The organism is Devosia sp. MC1541 (genome assembly GCF_012847305.1).
GTDB lineage: Bacteria > Pseudomonadota > Alphaproteobacteria > Rhizobiales > Devosiaceae > Devosia.
Window position 1 is genome coordinate 13,812 of sequence record NZ_JABBDZ010000017.1, and the last position, 14,993, is coordinate 28,804.

Sequence of the window (14,993 nt, forward strand, 5' to 3'; positions counted from 1 at the left end):
TAGTTTAGTTGGTGATCAGGTCGATACCTGTGGTTTCTTCGATGGCGGCATCGGCAATCTCGGTGCCCGCCTTCGGGAACAGGAGTGGCGCCATAGCAAAGCCCACCACGACCAAGGCAACCATGCCAATCCCTGCCCACTTCTTGTGTTTCTCGATGAACTCGCCAGCGATTGGGCCGAAGAAATAGAAGAGACCGCATGGCACGAAGTAGCGCAGTCCGCGACCAATGATGCCGTAGATCACAAAGGTCCAGAGATCGAGACCGGCCACGCCACTGGTGATGGTGATGACCTTATAAGGAATCGGAGACAGCGCTCCGATCAGGATCATCAGGGGGCCGTTGTCATTAAAGCTTTGACGCAGCGCGCCAAAGCCATCGGCGGCGCCGTAGAAATCGATAATGGCGCGACCAATGCTATCAAACAGGAAATAGCCAATCGCATAGCCTGCAAGGCCTCCAGCAACGGAAGCGACCGTGCAAATAGCTGCGAGACGCCAGGCGCGGAGACGATCTGCAATGATCATGGGGGCCAGCATAATCTCTGGGAATACTGGAATAATCATCGCTTCGAGGAAGCACAGTGCTGCCAGAATGGGTTCTGCAAATCGGTGTTTGGTCGCCGTTTTAAGGCGATCATAAAAACTCACTTTGGCTGCAGTTTCGGACATTGAGCCTCCAAGAAATTGTTGTGACCATGCTGACCGTTAATAGAAAAAAGCGCTAGTACAAAAATAGGATCAGTACCCACGTTTGCGGTCGACGACGTTACGGAGGGGCAGCCCGTTCCGATGGTCGTTTATCATCTGCGTAAAATAGCGAACGCCGCTCCGTTCATCTGAGATCGCAGCGATGTGAGGTGTGATGTAGCAGTTTGGCGCGTCCCACAGAGCGCTTTGCTCCGGCAAGGGTTCGACTTCAAAGACATCGAGGCTCGCTGCACCCAGAACTCCAGATTGTAACGCGTTCACAATATCGGCTTCGCGCTGATGCCCACCACGCGCCGCATTGACGATGGCAGGGCCTCCCTGCAGCGTGCCCTTGCGCAGCTTGTTAAAGGTCTCGGCGTTGAGAATTCCGGTTGTTTCAGGGGTGAGGGGCAGTAGATTGACCAGAATGTCGGTATTGGCCAGGAAGGCGTCAAACTGCTCAGCGCCGACATAGCTCTCGACGCCCTCGATGTGCTTTGCAGACCGGCTCCAGCTTGAAACCTTAAAGCCGAGCGGAAGCAGGCGCTTGGCGGCGTCTTGTCCGAGCACACCCATGCCCATGATGCCCACGTGTGTTTCGTGGGAGGCAGGCGGATAATATTGTGCCCAGCGACGCGCTTTTTGATCGGCGGCGAAACGGCTGAACTGCCGGTGATGCATGGTGACATGGGCAACGACATAATCGCTCATACGCTGGCTGAGGTCGTTGTCGACAAAGCGCACGATGGGGGCGTCAGGCAAATCAGGACGCTTAAGCAACGCGTCGACGCCGGCGCCGAGGGAGAGGATGGCGCGAAGTTCGGTCAGACCTTCGAAAGCGTCGGCCTTGGGCTTCCAAACGAAGATGTAGTGCACGTCCTTGGGGTTGAAATCATCCCCGCGGCGCACAACTGGATAATCGCCTAGCGCTGTTTGAAACGCCTTGGCCCAGCTTGCTTCATCAACGTCCGATAGGTGTAGCAGCAGCATTCCATGTCTCCCTCAAAACACAAAAAAGCCGCGCCTTGTTGAGGGCGCGGCTTCAAAGATTCTAGCTCAGTCGCAATCTTAGTTGCTGGTAGCAGGCGCCTGCTCAGCAGGAGTGCCTTCAACCTGAGTTTCTGTCTCAGTGGTAGTCGGGGTTTCGACAACCGGAGCAGCTTCAACAACTGGTGCGTCTTCAGCAGCAGGGGCAACAACTTCAGCAGGCGTTGCGGTGCCTTCAGTTGCTGGCGCAACTTCGGCAGCTGGAGCTTCTTCAGCCACTGGTGCGGCTTCTTCTGCGGCTGGCGCAGCTTCTGCAGCAGGAGCTGCTTCTTCAGCGCCGCCTTCAGCAACTGGGAATGGAGCTGGATTTGCAGACAGGGTCTGCAGGTATGCCATGATGTCAGCGCGTTCTTCAGCGGACTTTACGCCAGCGAATGCCATCTTGGTGCCTGGAGCGTAGCCCTTCGGATTCGCCAGGAACGCATCCATGTTCTCATAGGACCAGACCAGGCCATCGTTATGATGCTGGGTCATGATGTCCGAATAGGCGAAGCCGTCGGCATGTGCCTGTGGGCCACCCATGATGTCATAGAGATATGGGCCCTGCTTGTTTGGTTCGCCTTCAGCGAAGTTATGGCAAGACTGGCACTTGCGAACCGCGGTCGCGCCACGGTCAGCCGAAGCGCTGGCCAGCAGAACAGCGACTGGAACAGCCTGTTCAACTTCGCCGCCAGCCGCAGCATCGGCAACTTCTGGTTCGGGCAGGTTGTAGCCTGGCCCGTTGTTTTCGATCGGTGCATACACGGACTCGGCAAGGAAGCCGACTGCCATGATGAACAACAGGGTGCCGAGGACGGCGCCGAAAATCTTGTTTAGCTCAAACGAATTCATTTGGTCTCTCTGCCGGTCCATCCCCGGGGACAATTCCGGGCCAGCCCATTAGATACTCCATTTTGGAGAATCTGCCTCAACGGCCAGCCCAACGCGCGCGGAACATAGTATCAAGACCTGCTGCCGTGCAACAGGCCAATCCTTTGGTGCGACAATTCCCCCACGCAGAGGAAGGTTGCACGCATCTCTATACTGTCATTGACACACTCAAGCCTCCGCGTCAAAACCGCCCGGCCTGCCAATTAAACGGATATCCCATGACAAAGAAGATTGCCTTCCAAGGCGAAAATGGCGCCTTCAGCCACGCTGCGTCGGCTAATTTCTTTCCAGGAGAGGAATATCTGGGCTGTGTGACCTTCGAGGACACGCTCAATGCGGTCCAATCCGGTAAGGCAGATTATGCTGTCGTTCCGGTTGAAAACTCACTTTATGGCCGTATTACCGACATTCACCACCTGCTTCCGCTGAGTGGTCTGCACATTATTGGTGAGACCTATCTGCGCATTGAGATGAACCTGTTGGGCGTGCGCGGGTCCACCCTTGCTGACGTGAAAGCCGTTCAGTCGCTCTCCGTTGCGCTTGGTCAGTGCCGCAAATTTATTTCTGACCATGGCTTCCGCACGATTAATGCGGTCGATACGGCGGGCTCTGCACGCGAGATTGCGCAAAAGGGGGATAAGTCTGTGGCCGCGATTGCTTCGCGTTTTGCCGCCGAGACCTATGGTCTGGATGTGATCGCGAGCAATATCGAGGACGCGGAACATAACACGACGCGTTTTCTGGTGCTGTCGCCGACTGAAAAGCTGGCGCCGAACGAAGGCAAGGTGAAGACCACCTTTATCTTCCGTGTGCGCAACGTACCGGCGGCCCTCTATAAGGCCATGGGTGGATTTGCCACCAATGGCGTCAACATGACCAAGCTCGAGAGCTATATGGTCGGTGGGAATTTCCAGGCGACCCAGTTCTATGCCGACATCGAAGGCCATCCAGATGATCCTTCGGTTCAGCTCGCCCTTGAAGAACTCAACTTCTTTACCGACAAGTTCCGCATCTTGGGCGTCTATCCACAGGCTGAGCCGCGCTAAGTCGCGCTCTCCTGATTTGTCTTTGAAAATCCCCGCGTTTGCGGGGATTTTTGTTTCAATAAGGACGTCACGGGCTGGTATTGCCGTTGACACCTTCTTCCCCCCGGCTAATGGTCCCCATCAGAATTTCTTTAGGAGCCGCTATGTCGTTCGAAACGCTCGCCCAGACCATCGACGCCGCCTTTGAAAACCGCGCCGAAATCAATTCGTCCACTAAAGGCGACGTTCGTGACGCGGTTGAAACTGCGCTGAACCTGCTCGACAGCGGTCAGGCCCGCGTTGCTGAGAAGGTCAACGGCGAGTGGGTCGTCAATCAGTGGCTGAAGCGCGCTGTGCTGCTTTCCTTCCGTCTCAACGACAACGCCCCAATCTCCGGTGGCGCCAATGGCTCGACCTATTGGGACAAGGTTCCGACCAAGTTTGAAGGCTGGGACGAAAGCATGTGGCGCGCGTCGGGCTTCCGCGCTGTGCCGGGTGCCGTTGTTCGTCGTTCCGCACACATCGCGAAGAACGTCATTCTGATGCCGTCCTTCGTTAACCTCGGCGCTTTCGTGGATGAAGGCACCATGGTTGATACATGGGCAACCGTTGGCTCCTGCGCTCAGATCGGTAAGAATGTTCACCTTTCCGGTGGCGTTGGTATCGGTGGCGTGCTTGAGCCGCTGCAGGCTGGCCCGACCATCATCGAAGACAATTGCTTTATCGGCGCACGCTCGGAAGTCGTTGAAGGCGTGATCGTTGGCGAAGGCTCGGTCATTTCGATGGGCGTCTTCATCGGTCAGTCGACCAAGATCGTTAATCGCGCCACCGGCGAAATCCACATCGGTAAGGTTCCTCCTTACTCCGTCGTGGTTTCCGGCTCCATGCCAGGCAAGCCATTCCCAGATGGCACGCCAGGCCCGAACCTTTACTGCGCCGTTATCGTCAAGACCGTGGACGCTCAGACCCGTTCCAAGACCGGCATCAACGAGCTGCTGCGCGACTAATCCGCTATCAAATTTGGGGCGCTGGCGGAGTTTTCGTCGGCGTCCTATCCTCACCTGTCGGATCGATTCCGATGTGGAGGAGAAATATGGACAGTTTGAAGTCCTTGCTGTTGACCACAGACGGGCGCATTTCGCGCAAACAGTGGTGGATCGGCGTATTGTGCCTGTTCGTTGTCTCGATTGTCGCATCATTAGTTTTGGGAATTTTGGCTGGAGGCAACACCACTGCCGTGGCCTGGTTCGCTGTGCTGATCAATCTTGCCTTGCTCTACCCGACCTATTGCATTGGCCTAAAACGCCGTCACGATCGCAATAACGACGGGAAAGATGTTCTCATTCTTCTCGGGGGCAGCGTCGTCATCAATCTTTTGCAAGCCAGCGCCATTGGAGCGACCGCCATCACAGAAAATGGGCTGACCTATATGGTCCCCCCAATGTGGATGAGTGTCCTCGTTCTCGTCTTTGCGGTTTTTGCGATCTACATGTTCATCCAGCTCGGTTTTCTAAAGGGCTCCCACGGCACCAATAATTATGGCGCTGATCCGGTGAATGCTGCAGCGTGAAATAGCGTCTGGCATTGTCAAATCTCGAAGTGGTCGGTACCCATTGGGTATGACCACTTCTTACGCCCAATCGCTTCTTCATGCCCTCGTGTCCTGCCCTTCGGTAACGCCGACAGAAGCAGGCGTTCTTGATTTGCTGGACGCTGAGCTGACCAAGCTCGGCTTCACGGTAACGCGCCTTAAATTTGAGGGCGACGGCTCCTATCTCGTCGACAATATTTTTGCGACGCGCGGTGCGGCGGGCCGGACATTGCTTTTTGGTGGCCACACCGATGTTGTGCCGCCGGGCGATTTAGCTTTCTGGACCTCTGATCCGTTTGTGCCGCGAATTGCTGACGGCAAAATGTTTGGCCGTGGCACTGCGGATATGAAGTCGGGTGTTGCAGCCTTTGTTGCTGCTTGCGCGACAATCCCGGCGGATGCGGGGATCATCCAGCTCGCCATTACCAATGACGAAGAAGCCGACAGCATAAACGGCACCGAGAAGATTTGCCGCTGGATGGCGGATAACGGTCACCGCTTCGATTTCGCCATTGTCGGTGAGCCGAGCTCCACCGAAACCTTGGGCGATAGCATCAAGATCGGTCGTCGCGGCTCGTTCTCGGGCAAGATCACCGTCACCGGCACGCAGGGCCACGTTGCCTATCCGCATAAGGCCAACAATCCGCTGCCGGTGCTGGCCGCTGTGACGACTGCCATTTCAACAACCAAGCTCGATGAGGCGACGGAGCACTTCCCGGCTTCGAACCTCGAAGTAACGACAATCGACGTCGGCAACCCGACATCCAATGTCATTCCGATGAGCGGCTCGCTCCGCTTTAATATCCGCTACAACGATCTCTGGACGCCGGAAAAGCTCGCTCTTTGGATCAAGGAGCGCATTGCATCCGTCGACGCCAAGGGCACCAGAATCGACTTTGACATTGTCGGCACTCCGTCGCGGTCGTTCCTTTCGCCTTTGAGTGATGACGTCCAGACGCTGACATCCGTCCTGTCCGAGCGGTCCGGCAAGGTGACTGAGCTGTCCACTGGCGGTGGCACGTCTGATGCACGCTTTATCGCCGACTATGGTCCGGTGGTGGAATGTGGTCTGGTTGGCCCTTCAATGCACAAGGCAGATGAGCATATGGCGCTGGCCGACCTCGAAGGGCTGACGGAAATTTACGCCGAGTTCATGACCCGTTTCTTCGCGAGCTCCTCACGATGAGAACTATTGCGGCACTGCGCTACGCTTTTGCAGGCTGGAAGCTGATCCTGCGCAACAAACGCGAAGGGCTGGAGCAGTTCCAACTCTCTGCCGCAGGGCTGTTCACAGCGATCGTGCTGTTTTACGCGGTTGTGTTTCTCGTCGTTATGCTGGCCTCGATGCAAATGGGTGTGCCGACGCCAGAGAGTTTTATCGAGATATTCTTTATCCAGACCATATGGTTGGCGGCCTTGCTGATCGGAGTGTGGAGCACGCGCTTTGCCGTTTCCGGGCCAATCTGGCGCCCGGATATTTATGTCCCGGGCGTTTATGCGCTGATCTTCTACCTCTTCGTGGGCACGGTTGTGACCATGATTAGCCCGGCTCTCATGCCCATTCTTTGGCTTGGGCTGGCCTATATGCTCTACGCTTTGGGGCGTGTCGGGGCAGGATTTCAGCGCGGCGTTTCAGCCGCATTTGCAATCCTAACAGTTGTGCTCCTTGTCGGGGTGCCTCAGACACTCTACATGCTTGCTGCGTCCACCCTTTCTGCTGTCTGACGAGTTGAACCGCATTGGCCCAGTCGTTCCCGAGTTTTTTCGCCGAAGCCGCTAGTGCCGCAAAAGGGACATGGGCCCTTGTTCTGGGTAGGCGCGACGCTGCGCAATACTATGACTTCTCGACCAAAGGTCTCGTCGGCAGCCTGATTGCCGTGCTGCTGGCCATGATTCTGGCTGGGTTTGGCCCGATGCTGCTGGGCTTTAGCACTCCGGCAGGCGCACCGACGCAAACCGTGGTGATGAACCTAGCGCTGTTTGGCGCACAGGCGCTAACAGCCTCGATGGTCCTGCGTCAGATCAAGCGCCAAGACGCATTTATTCCGTACCTTGTTGCCAGCAATTGGATCACGCTGGTCTCGGGGGCGCTGCTATTGGTTTCGGTCTTGTTCAACGAGGCCGGACTAATTGTCCTGCTCGCGGTGGCCATCGCGGCGATTGTGACGTTCGTCAACATTGGCCGACACATCATGACCCTGCGCGGCTGGCAGATTGCTTTGCTGTTTATTTCGCAGGCGGTGGGTGTGTTTCTGGCAATGGGCGTCATCGCCCTTGTACTACCCGTCCCAACCGCCGGCTAATCAGTAGTCAACGCCGACAAAGTAGAGACCCGTTGATGGCGCCATGGCGCCGCAGCGGGTGCGGTCGGCTGCGTCAAGCGCCGCACGGAAATCCGCTGGCGTCCACTTGCCTTCGCCCACCATTTTGAGCGAACCCACCATCGAGCGGACCTGATGGTGCAGGAAGCTGCGGGCGCTCGCCGTAACCGAGATATACTCGTCATCGCCCGTGACGTTGAGCTCATCGAGGGAGCGCATGGGCGATTTTGCCTGACACTCGGACGAGCGGAAGGTGGTGAAATCGTGAAGGCCCAAAATGAGTTGGGCCGCTTCGTGCATCGTGGTGACATCAAGCGGCTTGGGCACATGCCAGACCTGATTGAGCTCCAGCGCGGGAGGAGCGCGGCGCGTGAGGATGCGATATTCGTAGTGGCGGGCTTTGGCCGAAAACCGTGCCTCGAACGTGTCCGGAACAGCTTCACACTCAACGATCACCACACGATGCTTGCGCATGTGATAATTCATCGCCTCGCGAATACGGAACGGGTCCCATTCCTTCGACAGATTGATATGGGCGACCTGACCAAGGGCGTGCACACCGGCATCGGTGCGCCCAGCGGCTTGGCTGTTGACCGTTTCGCCTGAGAATTTCAGGACAGCTTCTTCCAACACTTGCTGAACGCTGATCTGGTTCTTCTGACGCTGCCAGCCGTAAAAGGCGGTGCCGTCATATTCGATGGTGAACTTATAGCGTGGCATTAGCCGACCATCTCAGGGAGTGTGCCTGCGCCGCGTAGGAAAGTGGCGGCGTCCATAGCGCCCTTGCCTTCGCGCTGAACTTGCGTGAGGCGCACAGAGCCCTCGCCACAGGCAATAACGAGTTCTCCGCCAAGGAAGGCGCCCGGCGCCCCAGAACCGGTCTCCAGCTGCGAGCGGAGGGCTTTAACGCGATAGGTTTTACCGCTGAGGGTCATCTCAAACCAAGCGCCGGGGAAGGGCGAAAGACCACGAATGGTGTTGTGGACCGCTTCCGCCGATTGGGTGAAATCGAGTTTGGCTTCAGCCTTGTCGATCTTGGCGGCGTAGGTGACGCCTTCCGCTGGCTGAGGCGTAAAATCGAGGCTGCCGCGTTCAAGCGCAGCCAGTGCGCGACCCATAAGGTCAGCGCCGACACGCATCATATTGTCGTGCAGCTCGCCCGCCGTCATGGTCGGGGTGATGGGGATGATCTCGGTGGGGCCCATGTCACCAGTATCGAGGCCTTCGTCCATCTGCATGACAACAATGCCAGTTTGCTTGTCGCCCGACATGATAGCGCGCTGCATCGGCGCGGCACCGCGCCAGCGTGGCAGGAGGGAGCCGTGAAGGTTCAAGCAGCCGTATTCCGGCGCTTCCAGAACCGCCTTGGGCAGCAGCAGACCATAGGCCACAACAATTGCGACCTCCGCCTCTAGGGATGCGAAAGTGGCTTGTTCTTCTTCGCTTTTCAGCGACTTCGGTGTGAAGACAGGAATGCCAAAGGCTTCAGCGGCCTTGTGAACCGGGCTTTTGCGTTCGGCCTGGCCACGGCCCGCGGGCTTTGGCGCGCGCGTGTAAACAGCGACAACCTCATGCCCTGCCGAAACAATTTCGGTCAGCGTTGGGACAGAAAATTCGGGCGTGCCCATGAAAACGATACGCATGGCCAAGTGCCTCTTTTAATATTGTCCCAACGGAAAAGGAGAGGGGCCGGAGCCCCTCAATCCAAATTGGCTTAGCGCGCAGACAGGCGGGCTTGCTTGTCGAACTTCTTGATGACGCGATCGCGCTTCAAGCGGCTCAGATAGTCGATGTAAAGAACGCCATCGAGGTGGTCGAGTTCGTGCTGAATGCAGACGGCCAACTTGCCATCGGCATCGACAGTGATCTCTTCGCCTTCAAGATTGGTGTACTTTACGGTCACCGTGCTGGGGCGTTCTACTTCGTAATAGAGTTCAGGGATCGAGAGGCAACCCTCTTCAGTCACCTGAATTTCCTCACCAAATTGGGTGATCTCTGGGTTGATCATGACATGGGGCGCAGGCTCATCGCCTTCGTTGGCCACGTCGATCACAACGATACGCTTCATGACGCCGATCTGTGGCGCGGCCAAGCCAATGCCTGGCGCGGCATACATGGTTTCCAGCATGTCTGCTGCCAGCGTTTTGATCTCGTCATCGATCTCAACGATCGGGTCGCAAACAGCGCGCAGGCGCGCATCGGGAATGATCAAAATGGGGCGGATAGCCATGGCAGAAGGTCCGGCAATGGAAGGATTGTCATGGATATGGCGATTTCCGGGCTCTTGGTCAACCTTAGTGGTGTCACACGAGAACATTTTGCGAACGAAAGAATCGGATTAGGATTGGTCCATGAGCGATCTCGACCAAATTCTTTTTACTCTCGGCAGCTTGCCGATTTCCATTGGCGTCACCCTCGTGGGCGTGTTGGCATTGGCGCTGCTGATCGCGCTTATTGCTGTGATGTCCAGCAATCGTGGCACCCTAGAGCGCGCCGAAATGCAGGCGGCGCAGAATTTAGAGAGCGTACGCTCGGGGCTTAACGATCAGATTTTGCAGCGTGATTCCCGCTTGCGCGAGATCGAGGGGCAGCTTCAGCACGAGCGCGAGCGCGCGACCGAGCAGATGTTTTCCGAGCGGGATCGTGCGGCCGACATGCAGGCGGAACTGGCGGCAATGCGCACGCGGCTTGATGAACAGGCCCGTAATCACGCCACGGAGCTGAAGCGCTTCACCGAAGCCCGCCAGCAGATGACGGATGAGTTCAAGGCCATCGCGGGTGACGTGATGCGCACCCATAGCGAGACCTTTACCAAGCAGAATCGCGAACAGGTCGATGTCCTCCTGAAACCCCTTCAGGAGAAAATAACTGAATTCCATCAAGGGCTTATCAGGGATCGATCGGCAATGTCCGAGCAGATTCGGGCTCTGTCGGAGAGCAATCTCCAGATCACCACCGAAGCGCAGAACCTGACGCGTGCGCTTAAGGGCAGTTCGCAGACGCAAGGCGCGTGGGGGGAAATGATCCTCTCCACAATTCTTGAACAGTCCGGCTTGCGTGAGGGTGAGCAGTATTTCACCCAGCAGAGCCACACGAGTGAGGATAATCAGCGCCTGCGCACAGACGTCGAAATCCGCATGCCCAATGGCGATGTGCTGGTGATCGATAGCAAGGTGTCCCTCACTGCTTTTGAATCCTTCGTCAATTCGCCCGAAGACGAGCGAGAAACATACCTCCGAGCGCATATCCATTCGGTCCGGACGCACATTACCACGCTGGGCGCCAAGGGGTATAACCGGGCCGCAAAGTCTAGTCTGGACTACGTAATGATGTTTGTGCCGATTGAATCGGCGCTGGCGACGGCCATTCAGCACGACGCCAAATTGGTCGAATTTGGCATGTCCAAGGGCGTCATGCTGACGACCCCGACAACGCTGATGACCGTGTTGCGCACGGTGCGCAATGTTTGGGACATCGAAAAGCGGCACCAGAACGCCGAGGAAATCGCTGAACGCGCTGGCAAACTCTATGAAAAGGTTGCCGGATTCCTCTCGAGCATGGATCAGGTCGAAAAGGGCCTCAACACCGCACAAGCCAACTTCGCCAAGGCCAAGGACCAGCTGTCGTCCGGTCGCGGCAATGTCGTTCGGCAGATAGAGCAGTTGCGGGATTTGGGAGCAAAGACCAGCAAATCGCTTCCCCCTGGGTGGGAAGGACGGGACGATGATGCTCCCGTGCTGAAGTTGGTCAACGACGAACCTCTTGATTTGAATTAAGGTTTGGGCCCCGTCGAAAGCGGGGCCTTTACTTATCACATTTGAGAATAGCGACGAACCACGGACCGCTATGATCCGTTCCTAGCCGACAGCACACGCTGAATGGGAGAAGGAAATGGTACGTCAGCACGATAACCCTGGTCACCTCCTGCCGCAGGACGTGATGGAAGATGGCACCGATCAGCCGGGAATTGCCCACCCTTATAGCCAGAATGAAATCGACGATTTGCTTTATGGATCAGATCGTTCGGTCGAAGAGCGGGTCGAGCGGCTGCGCGAAATTCGCGATGAAATGGCTATGCGCGAAAGCGGCGATTTTGGTGGCGGTGATCCTCAATCGCTGGTTGATGAACTCGATAGCGCTATTTCGGCGCTGACCGGCGATTTGGAAGATGCGGAGGACTATCCCGATATCACTGGCGCTGTCTCATCAGACCCGGCCGATCATCTCGATGCCCTATCGCCCGACGATGTCGATGCGCGAGACGCCTTGATCGGCGAAGAAGAGCTTTATGGCGACGACGATGGGCCGGTCGATGACGAGCACAGTTGGAATGGGTCGGACGAATTCCGTCCCCATATCTGATTGAAATCGCTCAGATTTCGGTGCGAGCGCGCAGCGCTTGGCTGAGCGTGCCTTCGTCGAGATAGTCCAACTCGCCACCGATGGGCACGCCGTGGGCGAGGCGGGTGATGCGAATGCCTGTGTTGAGCAGGTGATCGGTGATGTAGTGGGCTGTGGTTTGGCCTTCGACGGTCGCGTTCATGGCCAGCACCATCTCGGAATATTCCGGTGCGCGGGCGATCAGGGCGTCGAGATTGAGGTCTTCCGGGCCAACGCCATCCAGCGCCGAGAGCACACCACCGAGGACGTGATAGCGAACCTGCCCAACGCCTGCGCGCTCCAGCGCCCAGAGGTCGCCAACATCTTGAACGACAATTAAAATCCCGCTTTGACCGCGTTTTGGGTCAGAACAGATCGTGCATGGGGCTTTGGTATCGACATTGCCGCAGACCTCGCAGGTGCAGACGGCTGCGACGGCGCGATCAAGCGCGGCTGACAGCGGGATCATCAGCTGTTCTTTTTTCTTGATCATCTGCAAAACGGCGCGGCGGGCCGAACGCGGTCCCAACCCCGGCAGACGTGCCAAGAGCAGAATTAGTTGCTCAATTTCCGGTCCGCCGGTGGTTGCCATTTATGGGCCTTTTTGGGGCATCTGGCTGGCACTTATGGGCCCCGCGAGGGGCACAAGGCTGGCGCAGTGGGGCCAATGATGGCCCGAGAATAATTGAGACCTAGAACGGCAGCTTCATGCCTGGAGGCAGGGGCAGGCCAGCGGTGACTTCAGCCATTTTGCGCTGTGTTTCCGCTTCGCTCTTGCCGCGCGCATCGTTGAACGCCGCCAACACGAGGTCTTCGAGAACTTCCACTTCCGCAGGATTGGCCAGCGATGGGTCGATCTTGATCGACTTCATCTCGCCCTTGCCCGAAAGAGCAACGGTGACCATGCCGCCGCCGGCGCGACCTTCGACAACCAGCTCAGCGAGCTCGTTCTGCATGGTTTCCATCTTGGCCTTCATTTCACTGGCGGCCTTCATCATTCCCATGATGTCTTTCATTCGTCGTCCTCTTCGAGTGGGGCTTGCGCTACTTCTTCTTCTGCAACAACGGCGTCTTCACGCACGGTCACGTTCACAAGTTTTGCGCCCGGAAATGCTTCAAAGATCGCTTTGACCACCGGGTCGTCATGCGCCTCGGCGGTTGCGGCATCTTTTTTCTTCTGAACTTCTTGCCGGATGGTCAGACCTTCCGGCGCCTTGGTCGAAACCATGACCAGCCAACGCTGGCCGGTCCATGTCTGCAAGCGGGCAGACAATGTACCGATAATCGCTGGGTCTGCGCCCGGTTCCAAAGCGACCTCGATGCGGCCTTGTTCAAAGGACACGGGACGCATCTGGCTTTCGAGCGCGAGCTTGGTCAGCACATCGCGCTTTGCCGAGGCCAAGGAGATAATATCACGATAGCTCGAGATGGTAGCAAAGGCCGGTGCGACTTCAGCACGCGGTTGCGTGGAAACTTGCGCCATAGGTTGCTGCGCGACCAGTTGCGGAGCATTGACGCGCATGGCGGTTGCGCCGCCGCCGCCAGAACCAGACGGGCCGCTTGGAATGCGCGGAGGCATGGACTGGCCGCCACCACCGTTACCGTTGCCAGCTGGGAAACCGCCCTGCGTGATCTTGGCGATCACCTCATCTGGGCTTGGCAGGTCTGCGGCGTAAGCGAGGCGAATGAGGGTCATCTCAGCCGCTTGCAAAGCATTGCCCGCGCGGCCGGTTTCTTCATTACCCTTAAAGAGGATCTGCCAAGCGCGGGTGAGGGCGCGCATGGTGAGACGGGAGGCAAGGTCTTGGCCGCGATTGCGCTCGTCCGGCGTCAGCGAGGCGTCTTCGCCTGCGGCGGGGACGACTTTGATGCGGGTGACGAGATGGGTGAACTCCGCCAAGTCCGAGAGCATGGTCTGCGGATCGGCACCGAGATCATAAAGCTCGCGCAAAGTGGTGAGGGCTTCGCCAATCCGACCGCCCATCAAATCTTCGAAGAGATCAATGATGCGGGCGCGGTCGCCAAGGCCAAGCATGGCTTTGACGGTCGAGGAGGTGACGGTGCCATTGCCGTGGGCGATCGCCTGATCGAGCAGGGAAAGACTATCACGAGCCGAGCCTTCGCCGGCGCGCACGATCATAGCCAAAGCGTCAGTTTCGAAACTGATGCCTTCCTTATCGAGAATAGTCTCGAGATACTCGGACATGATCTCCGCCGGAATGCGGCGCAGATCGAAACGCTGGCAGCGCGACAGAATGGTGATCGGAACCTTGCGGATTTCCGTCGTCGCGAAAATGAATTTGACGTATGGCGGCGGCTCTTCGAGCGTTTTCAGCAGCCCGTTAAAGGCCGCTGTCGAGAGCATGTGCACTTCGTCGATGACGTAGACTTTGTAGGGAGCCGAGCTCGGGCCGTATTTGACCGAGTCGATAATCTCACGAATGTCGCCAATGCCGGTATTAGAGGCCGCGTCCATTTCGATCACGTCGACATGGCGGCCTTCAATAATCGCGCGGCAGTGCACGCCCTCTTTGCTGAGGTCCAGCTGGGGGTGGCGACCGTTCTCGTCTTCATAATTGAAGGCGCGGGCCAGAATACGCGCGGTTGTGGTTTTGCCCACGCCGCGCACACCCGTCATGATGAAGGCGTGGTGGATACGGTTTTGCGCAAAGGCATTGCCCAGCGTCTGCACCATCGCGTCTTGACCCACGAGGGTCGAGAAATCGGTGGGGCGATATTTGCGGGCGAGGACGAGGTAGGGCGAGGTCTTGGTTTCAGCCATTGAGCCCGTCCAATCGCATATCGGGGAATCTGCCTTGGTTCATTCTCTGAACATAGGACATGGAAAGCCATCCCGCAAAAGCCTCTTGGCCAATTGGGGACGAAAAAGCTCGATACGAACAGAGAAGTGAGTAGGAGGTTGGACATCGACCCGTGAGGATCTCACCTGGGCTGCTTCCTTCCGGACCTGACCCGATCGACGAGGAACACGTCCGCGCCAACCTCCCGAAGCGCTATATGCGGAGTAATCGCGGAAGATGCAAGGGGTTGATCAACTTCGTCCCAAGCGG

The 14,993-nt window shown here is 57.3% G+C and carries 17 protein-coding genes and 1 other RNA gene; 8 read left to right on the plus strand and 10 right to left on the minus strand.

Annotated elements, in window-relative coordinates:
* Positions 1 to 4: 4 nt before the first annotated feature.
* The 3 genes from HKD40_RS15035 to HKD40_RS15045 all read right to left on the minus strand — a co-directional run bounded on the left by HKD40_RS15035 (position 5) and on the right by HKD40_RS15045 (position 2,566).
* Complete coding sequence (locus HKD40_RS15035; RefSeq protein WP_169196607.1) at positions 5 to 670, minus strand: YqaA family protein; 666 nt, start codon at positions 668 to 670, stop codon at positions 5 to 7.
* Between the two features lie 69 nt (positions 671 to 739).
* Complete coding sequence (locus HKD40_RS15040) at positions 740 to 1,678, minus strand: glyoxylate/hydroxypyruvate reductase A (protein WP_169196608.1); 939 nt, start codon at positions 1,676 to 1,678, stop codon at positions 740 to 742.
* A gap of 78 nt (positions 1,679 to 1,756) precedes the next feature.
* Positions 1,757 to 2,566, minus strand: coding sequence for a cytochrome c family protein (locus HKD40_RS15045; RefSeq protein ID WP_169196609.1), 810 nt, complete (start codon positions 2,564 to 2,566; stop codon positions 1,757 to 1,759).
* 257 nt (positions 2,567 to 2,823) lie between these two features.
* On the opposite strand from HKD40_RS15045, the gene HKD40_RS15050 reads away from it, so the two are divergent.
* The 6 genes from HKD40_RS15050 to HKD40_RS15075 all read left to right on the plus strand — a co-directional run bounded on the left by HKD40_RS15050 (position 2,824) and on the right by HKD40_RS15075 (position 7,524).
* Entirely contained in the window at positions 2,824 to 3,651 is an 828-nt protein-coding gene (locus HKD40_RS15050) for a prephenate dehydratase (protein ID WP_169196610.1), read from the plus strand.
* 143 nt (positions 3,652 to 3,794) lie between these two features.
* Positions 3,795 to 4,637: a 2,3,4,5-tetrahydropyridine-2,6-dicarboxylate N-succinyltransferase gene (gene dapD, locus HKD40_RS15055; protein ID WP_169196611.1), complete on the plus strand. Its 843-nt coding sequence runs from the start codon at positions 3,795 to 3,797 to the stop codon at positions 4,635 to 4,637.
* 86 nt (positions 4,638 to 4,723) lie between these two features.
* Positions 4,724 to 5,200: a DUF805 domain-containing protein gene (locus HKD40_RS15060; protein ID WP_169196612.1), complete on the plus strand. Its 477-nt coding sequence runs from the start codon at positions 4,724 to 4,726 to the stop codon at positions 5,198 to 5,200.
* A gap of 49 nt (positions 5,201 to 5,249) precedes the next feature.
* Positions 5,250 to 6,407 (plus strand): succinyl-diaminopimelate desuccinylase, encoded by a 1,158-nt coding sequence (gene dapE / locus HKD40_RS15065; protein ID WP_169196613.1) that lies wholly within the window; start codon positions 5,250 to 5,252, stop codon positions 6,405 to 6,407.
* Entirely contained in the window at positions 6,404 to 6,946 is a 543-nt protein-coding gene (locus tag HKD40_RS15070) for a hypothetical protein (RefSeq protein WP_169196614.1), read from the plus strand. Before dapE ends, HKD40_RS15070 begins: the two co-directional genes overlap by 4 nt.
* Positions 6,947 to 6,960: 14 nt before the next feature.
* A complete protein-coding gene (locus tag HKD40_RS15075; RefSeq protein ID WP_169196615.1) occupies positions 6,961 to 7,524 on the plus strand; it encodes a hypothetical protein in 564 nt (187 codons plus the stop codon).
* Here the strand turns inward: HKD40_RS15075 and truA are convergent, their stop codons facing one another.
* From truA to def, 3 genes are all read right to left on the minus strand, one after another.
* On the minus strand, positions 7,525 to 8,262 hold the full coding sequence (gene truA, locus HKD40_RS15080) for a tRNA pseudouridine(38-40) synthase TruA (RefSeq protein WP_169196616.1): 738 nt from the start codon (positions 8,260 to 8,262) through the stop codon (positions 7,525 to 7,527).
* Entirely contained in the window at positions 8,262 to 9,185 is a 924-nt protein-coding gene (gene fmt / locus HKD40_RS15085) for a methionyl-tRNA formyltransferase (protein WP_169196617.1), read from the minus strand. The genes truA and fmt overlap by 1 nt, the downstream gene beginning before the upstream one ends.
* Positions 9,186 to 9,256: 71 nt before the next feature.
* Entirely contained in the window at positions 9,257 to 9,772 is a 516-nt protein-coding gene (gene def / locus HKD40_RS15090; RefSeq protein ID WP_182394800.1) for a peptide deformylase, read from the minus strand.
* Positions 9,773 to 9,893: 121 nt separating this feature from the next.
* Here def and rmuC point away from each other — a divergent pair, with 121 nt between their 5' ends.
* Together rmuC and HKD40_RS15100 are read left to right on the plus strand one after the other, a co-directional pair.
* Positions 9,894 to 11,318, plus strand: coding sequence for a DNA recombination protein RmuC (gene rmuC / locus HKD40_RS15095; RefSeq protein WP_169196618.1), 1,425 nt, complete (start codon positions 9,894 to 9,896; stop codon positions 11,316 to 11,318).
* Between the two features lie 115 nt (positions 11,319 to 11,433).
* Positions 11,434 to 11,904: a hypothetical protein gene (locus HKD40_RS15100; RefSeq protein WP_169196619.1), complete on the plus strand. Its 471-nt coding sequence runs from the start codon at positions 11,434 to 11,436 to the stop codon at positions 11,902 to 11,904.
* Between the two features lie 10 nt (positions 11,905 to 11,914).
* Here HKD40_RS15100 and recR read toward each other — a convergent pair whose 3' ends face one another.
* From recR to ffs, 4 genes are all read right to left on the minus strand, one after another.
* Positions 11,915 to 12,514, minus strand: a complete 600-nt coding sequence (gene recR / locus HKD40_RS15105; RefSeq protein ID WP_169196620.1) for a recombination mediator RecR — start codon at positions 12,512 to 12,514, stop codon at positions 11,915 to 11,917.
* Positions 12,515 to 12,614: 100 nt separating this feature from the next.
* On the minus strand, positions 12,615 to 12,938 hold the full coding sequence (locus HKD40_RS15110) for a YbaB/EbfC family nucleoid-associated protein (RefSeq protein WP_169196621.1): 324 nt from the start codon (positions 12,936 to 12,938) through the stop codon (positions 12,615 to 12,617).
* Positions 12,935 to 14,704, minus strand: coding sequence for a DNA polymerase III subunit gamma/tau (locus tag HKD40_RS15115; RefSeq protein WP_169196622.1), 1,770 nt, complete (start codon positions 14,702 to 14,704; stop codon positions 12,935 to 12,937). Before HKD40_RS15115 ends, HKD40_RS15110 begins: the two co-directional genes overlap by 4 nt.
* Positions 14,705 to 14,832: 128 nt before the next feature.
* Positions 14,833 to 14,931, minus strand: an RNA gene (ffs, locus tag HKD40_RS15120) — signal recognition particle sRNA small type.
* Positions 14,932 to 14,993 lie beyond the last annotated feature (62 nt).

Excerpts from the sequence above, each read along its gene's own strand:
- HKD40_RS15035 (WP_169196607.1), bottom strand. The coding sequence starts at position 670 with ATGTCCGAAACTGCAGCCAAAGTGAGTTTTTATGATCGCCTTAAAACG.
- HKD40_RS15040 (WP_169196608.1), bottom strand. The coding sequence starts at position 1,678 with ATGCTGCTGCTACACCTATCGGACGTTGATGAAGCAAGCTGGGCCAAG.
- HKD40_RS15045 (WP_169196609.1), bottom strand. The coding sequence starts at position 2,566 with ATGAATTCGTTTGAGCTAAACAAGATTTTCGGCGCCGTCCTCGGCACC.
- HKD40_RS15050 (WP_169196610.1), top strand. The coding sequence starts at position 2,824 with ATGACAAAGAAGATTGCCTTCCAAGGCGAAAATGGCGCCTTCAGCCAC.
- dapD (WP_169196611.1), top strand. The coding sequence starts at position 3,795 with ATGTCGTTCGAAACGCTCGCCCAGACCATCGACGCCGCCTTTGAAAAC.
- HKD40_RS15060 (WP_169196612.1), top strand. The coding sequence starts at position 4,724 with ATGGACAGTTTGAAGTCCTTGCTGTTGACCACAGACGGGCGCATTTCG.
- dapE (WP_169196613.1), top strand. The coding sequence starts at position 5,250 with ATGACCACTTCTTACGCCCAATCGCTTCTTCATGCCCTCGTGTCCTGC.
- HKD40_RS15070 (WP_169196614.1), top strand. The coding sequence starts at position 6,404 with ATGAGAACTATTGCGGCACTGCGCTACGCTTTTGCAGGCTGGAAGCTG.
- truA (WP_169196616.1), bottom strand. The coding sequence starts at position 8,262 with ATGCCACGCTATAAGTTCACCATCGAATATGACGGCACCGCCTTTTAC.
- fmt (WP_169196617.1), bottom strand. The coding sequence starts at position 9,185 with ATGCGTATCGTTTTCATGGGCACGCCCGAATTTTCTGTCCCAACGCTG.
- def (WP_182394800.1), bottom strand. The coding sequence starts at position 9,772 with ATGGCTATCCGCCCCATTTTGATCATTCCCGATGCGCGCCTGCGCGCT.
- rmuC (WP_169196618.1), top strand. The coding sequence starts at position 9,894 with ATGAGCGATCTCGACCAAATTCTTTTTACTCTCGGCAGCTTGCCGATT.
- HKD40_RS15100 (WP_169196619.1), top strand. The coding sequence starts at position 11,434 with ATGGTACGTCAGCACGATAACCCTGGTCACCTCCTGCCGCAGGACGTG.
- recR (WP_169196620.1), bottom strand. The coding sequence starts at position 12,514 with ATGGCAACCACCGGCGGACCGGAAATTGAGCAACTAATTCTGCTCTTG.
- HKD40_RS15110 (WP_169196621.1), bottom strand. The coding sequence starts at position 12,938 with ATGAAAGACATCATGGGAATGATGAAGGCCGCCAGTGAAATGAAGGCC.
- HKD40_RS15115 (WP_169196622.1), bottom strand. The coding sequence starts at position 14,704 with ATGGCTGAAACCAAGACCTCGCCCTACCTCGTCCTCGCCCGCAAATAT.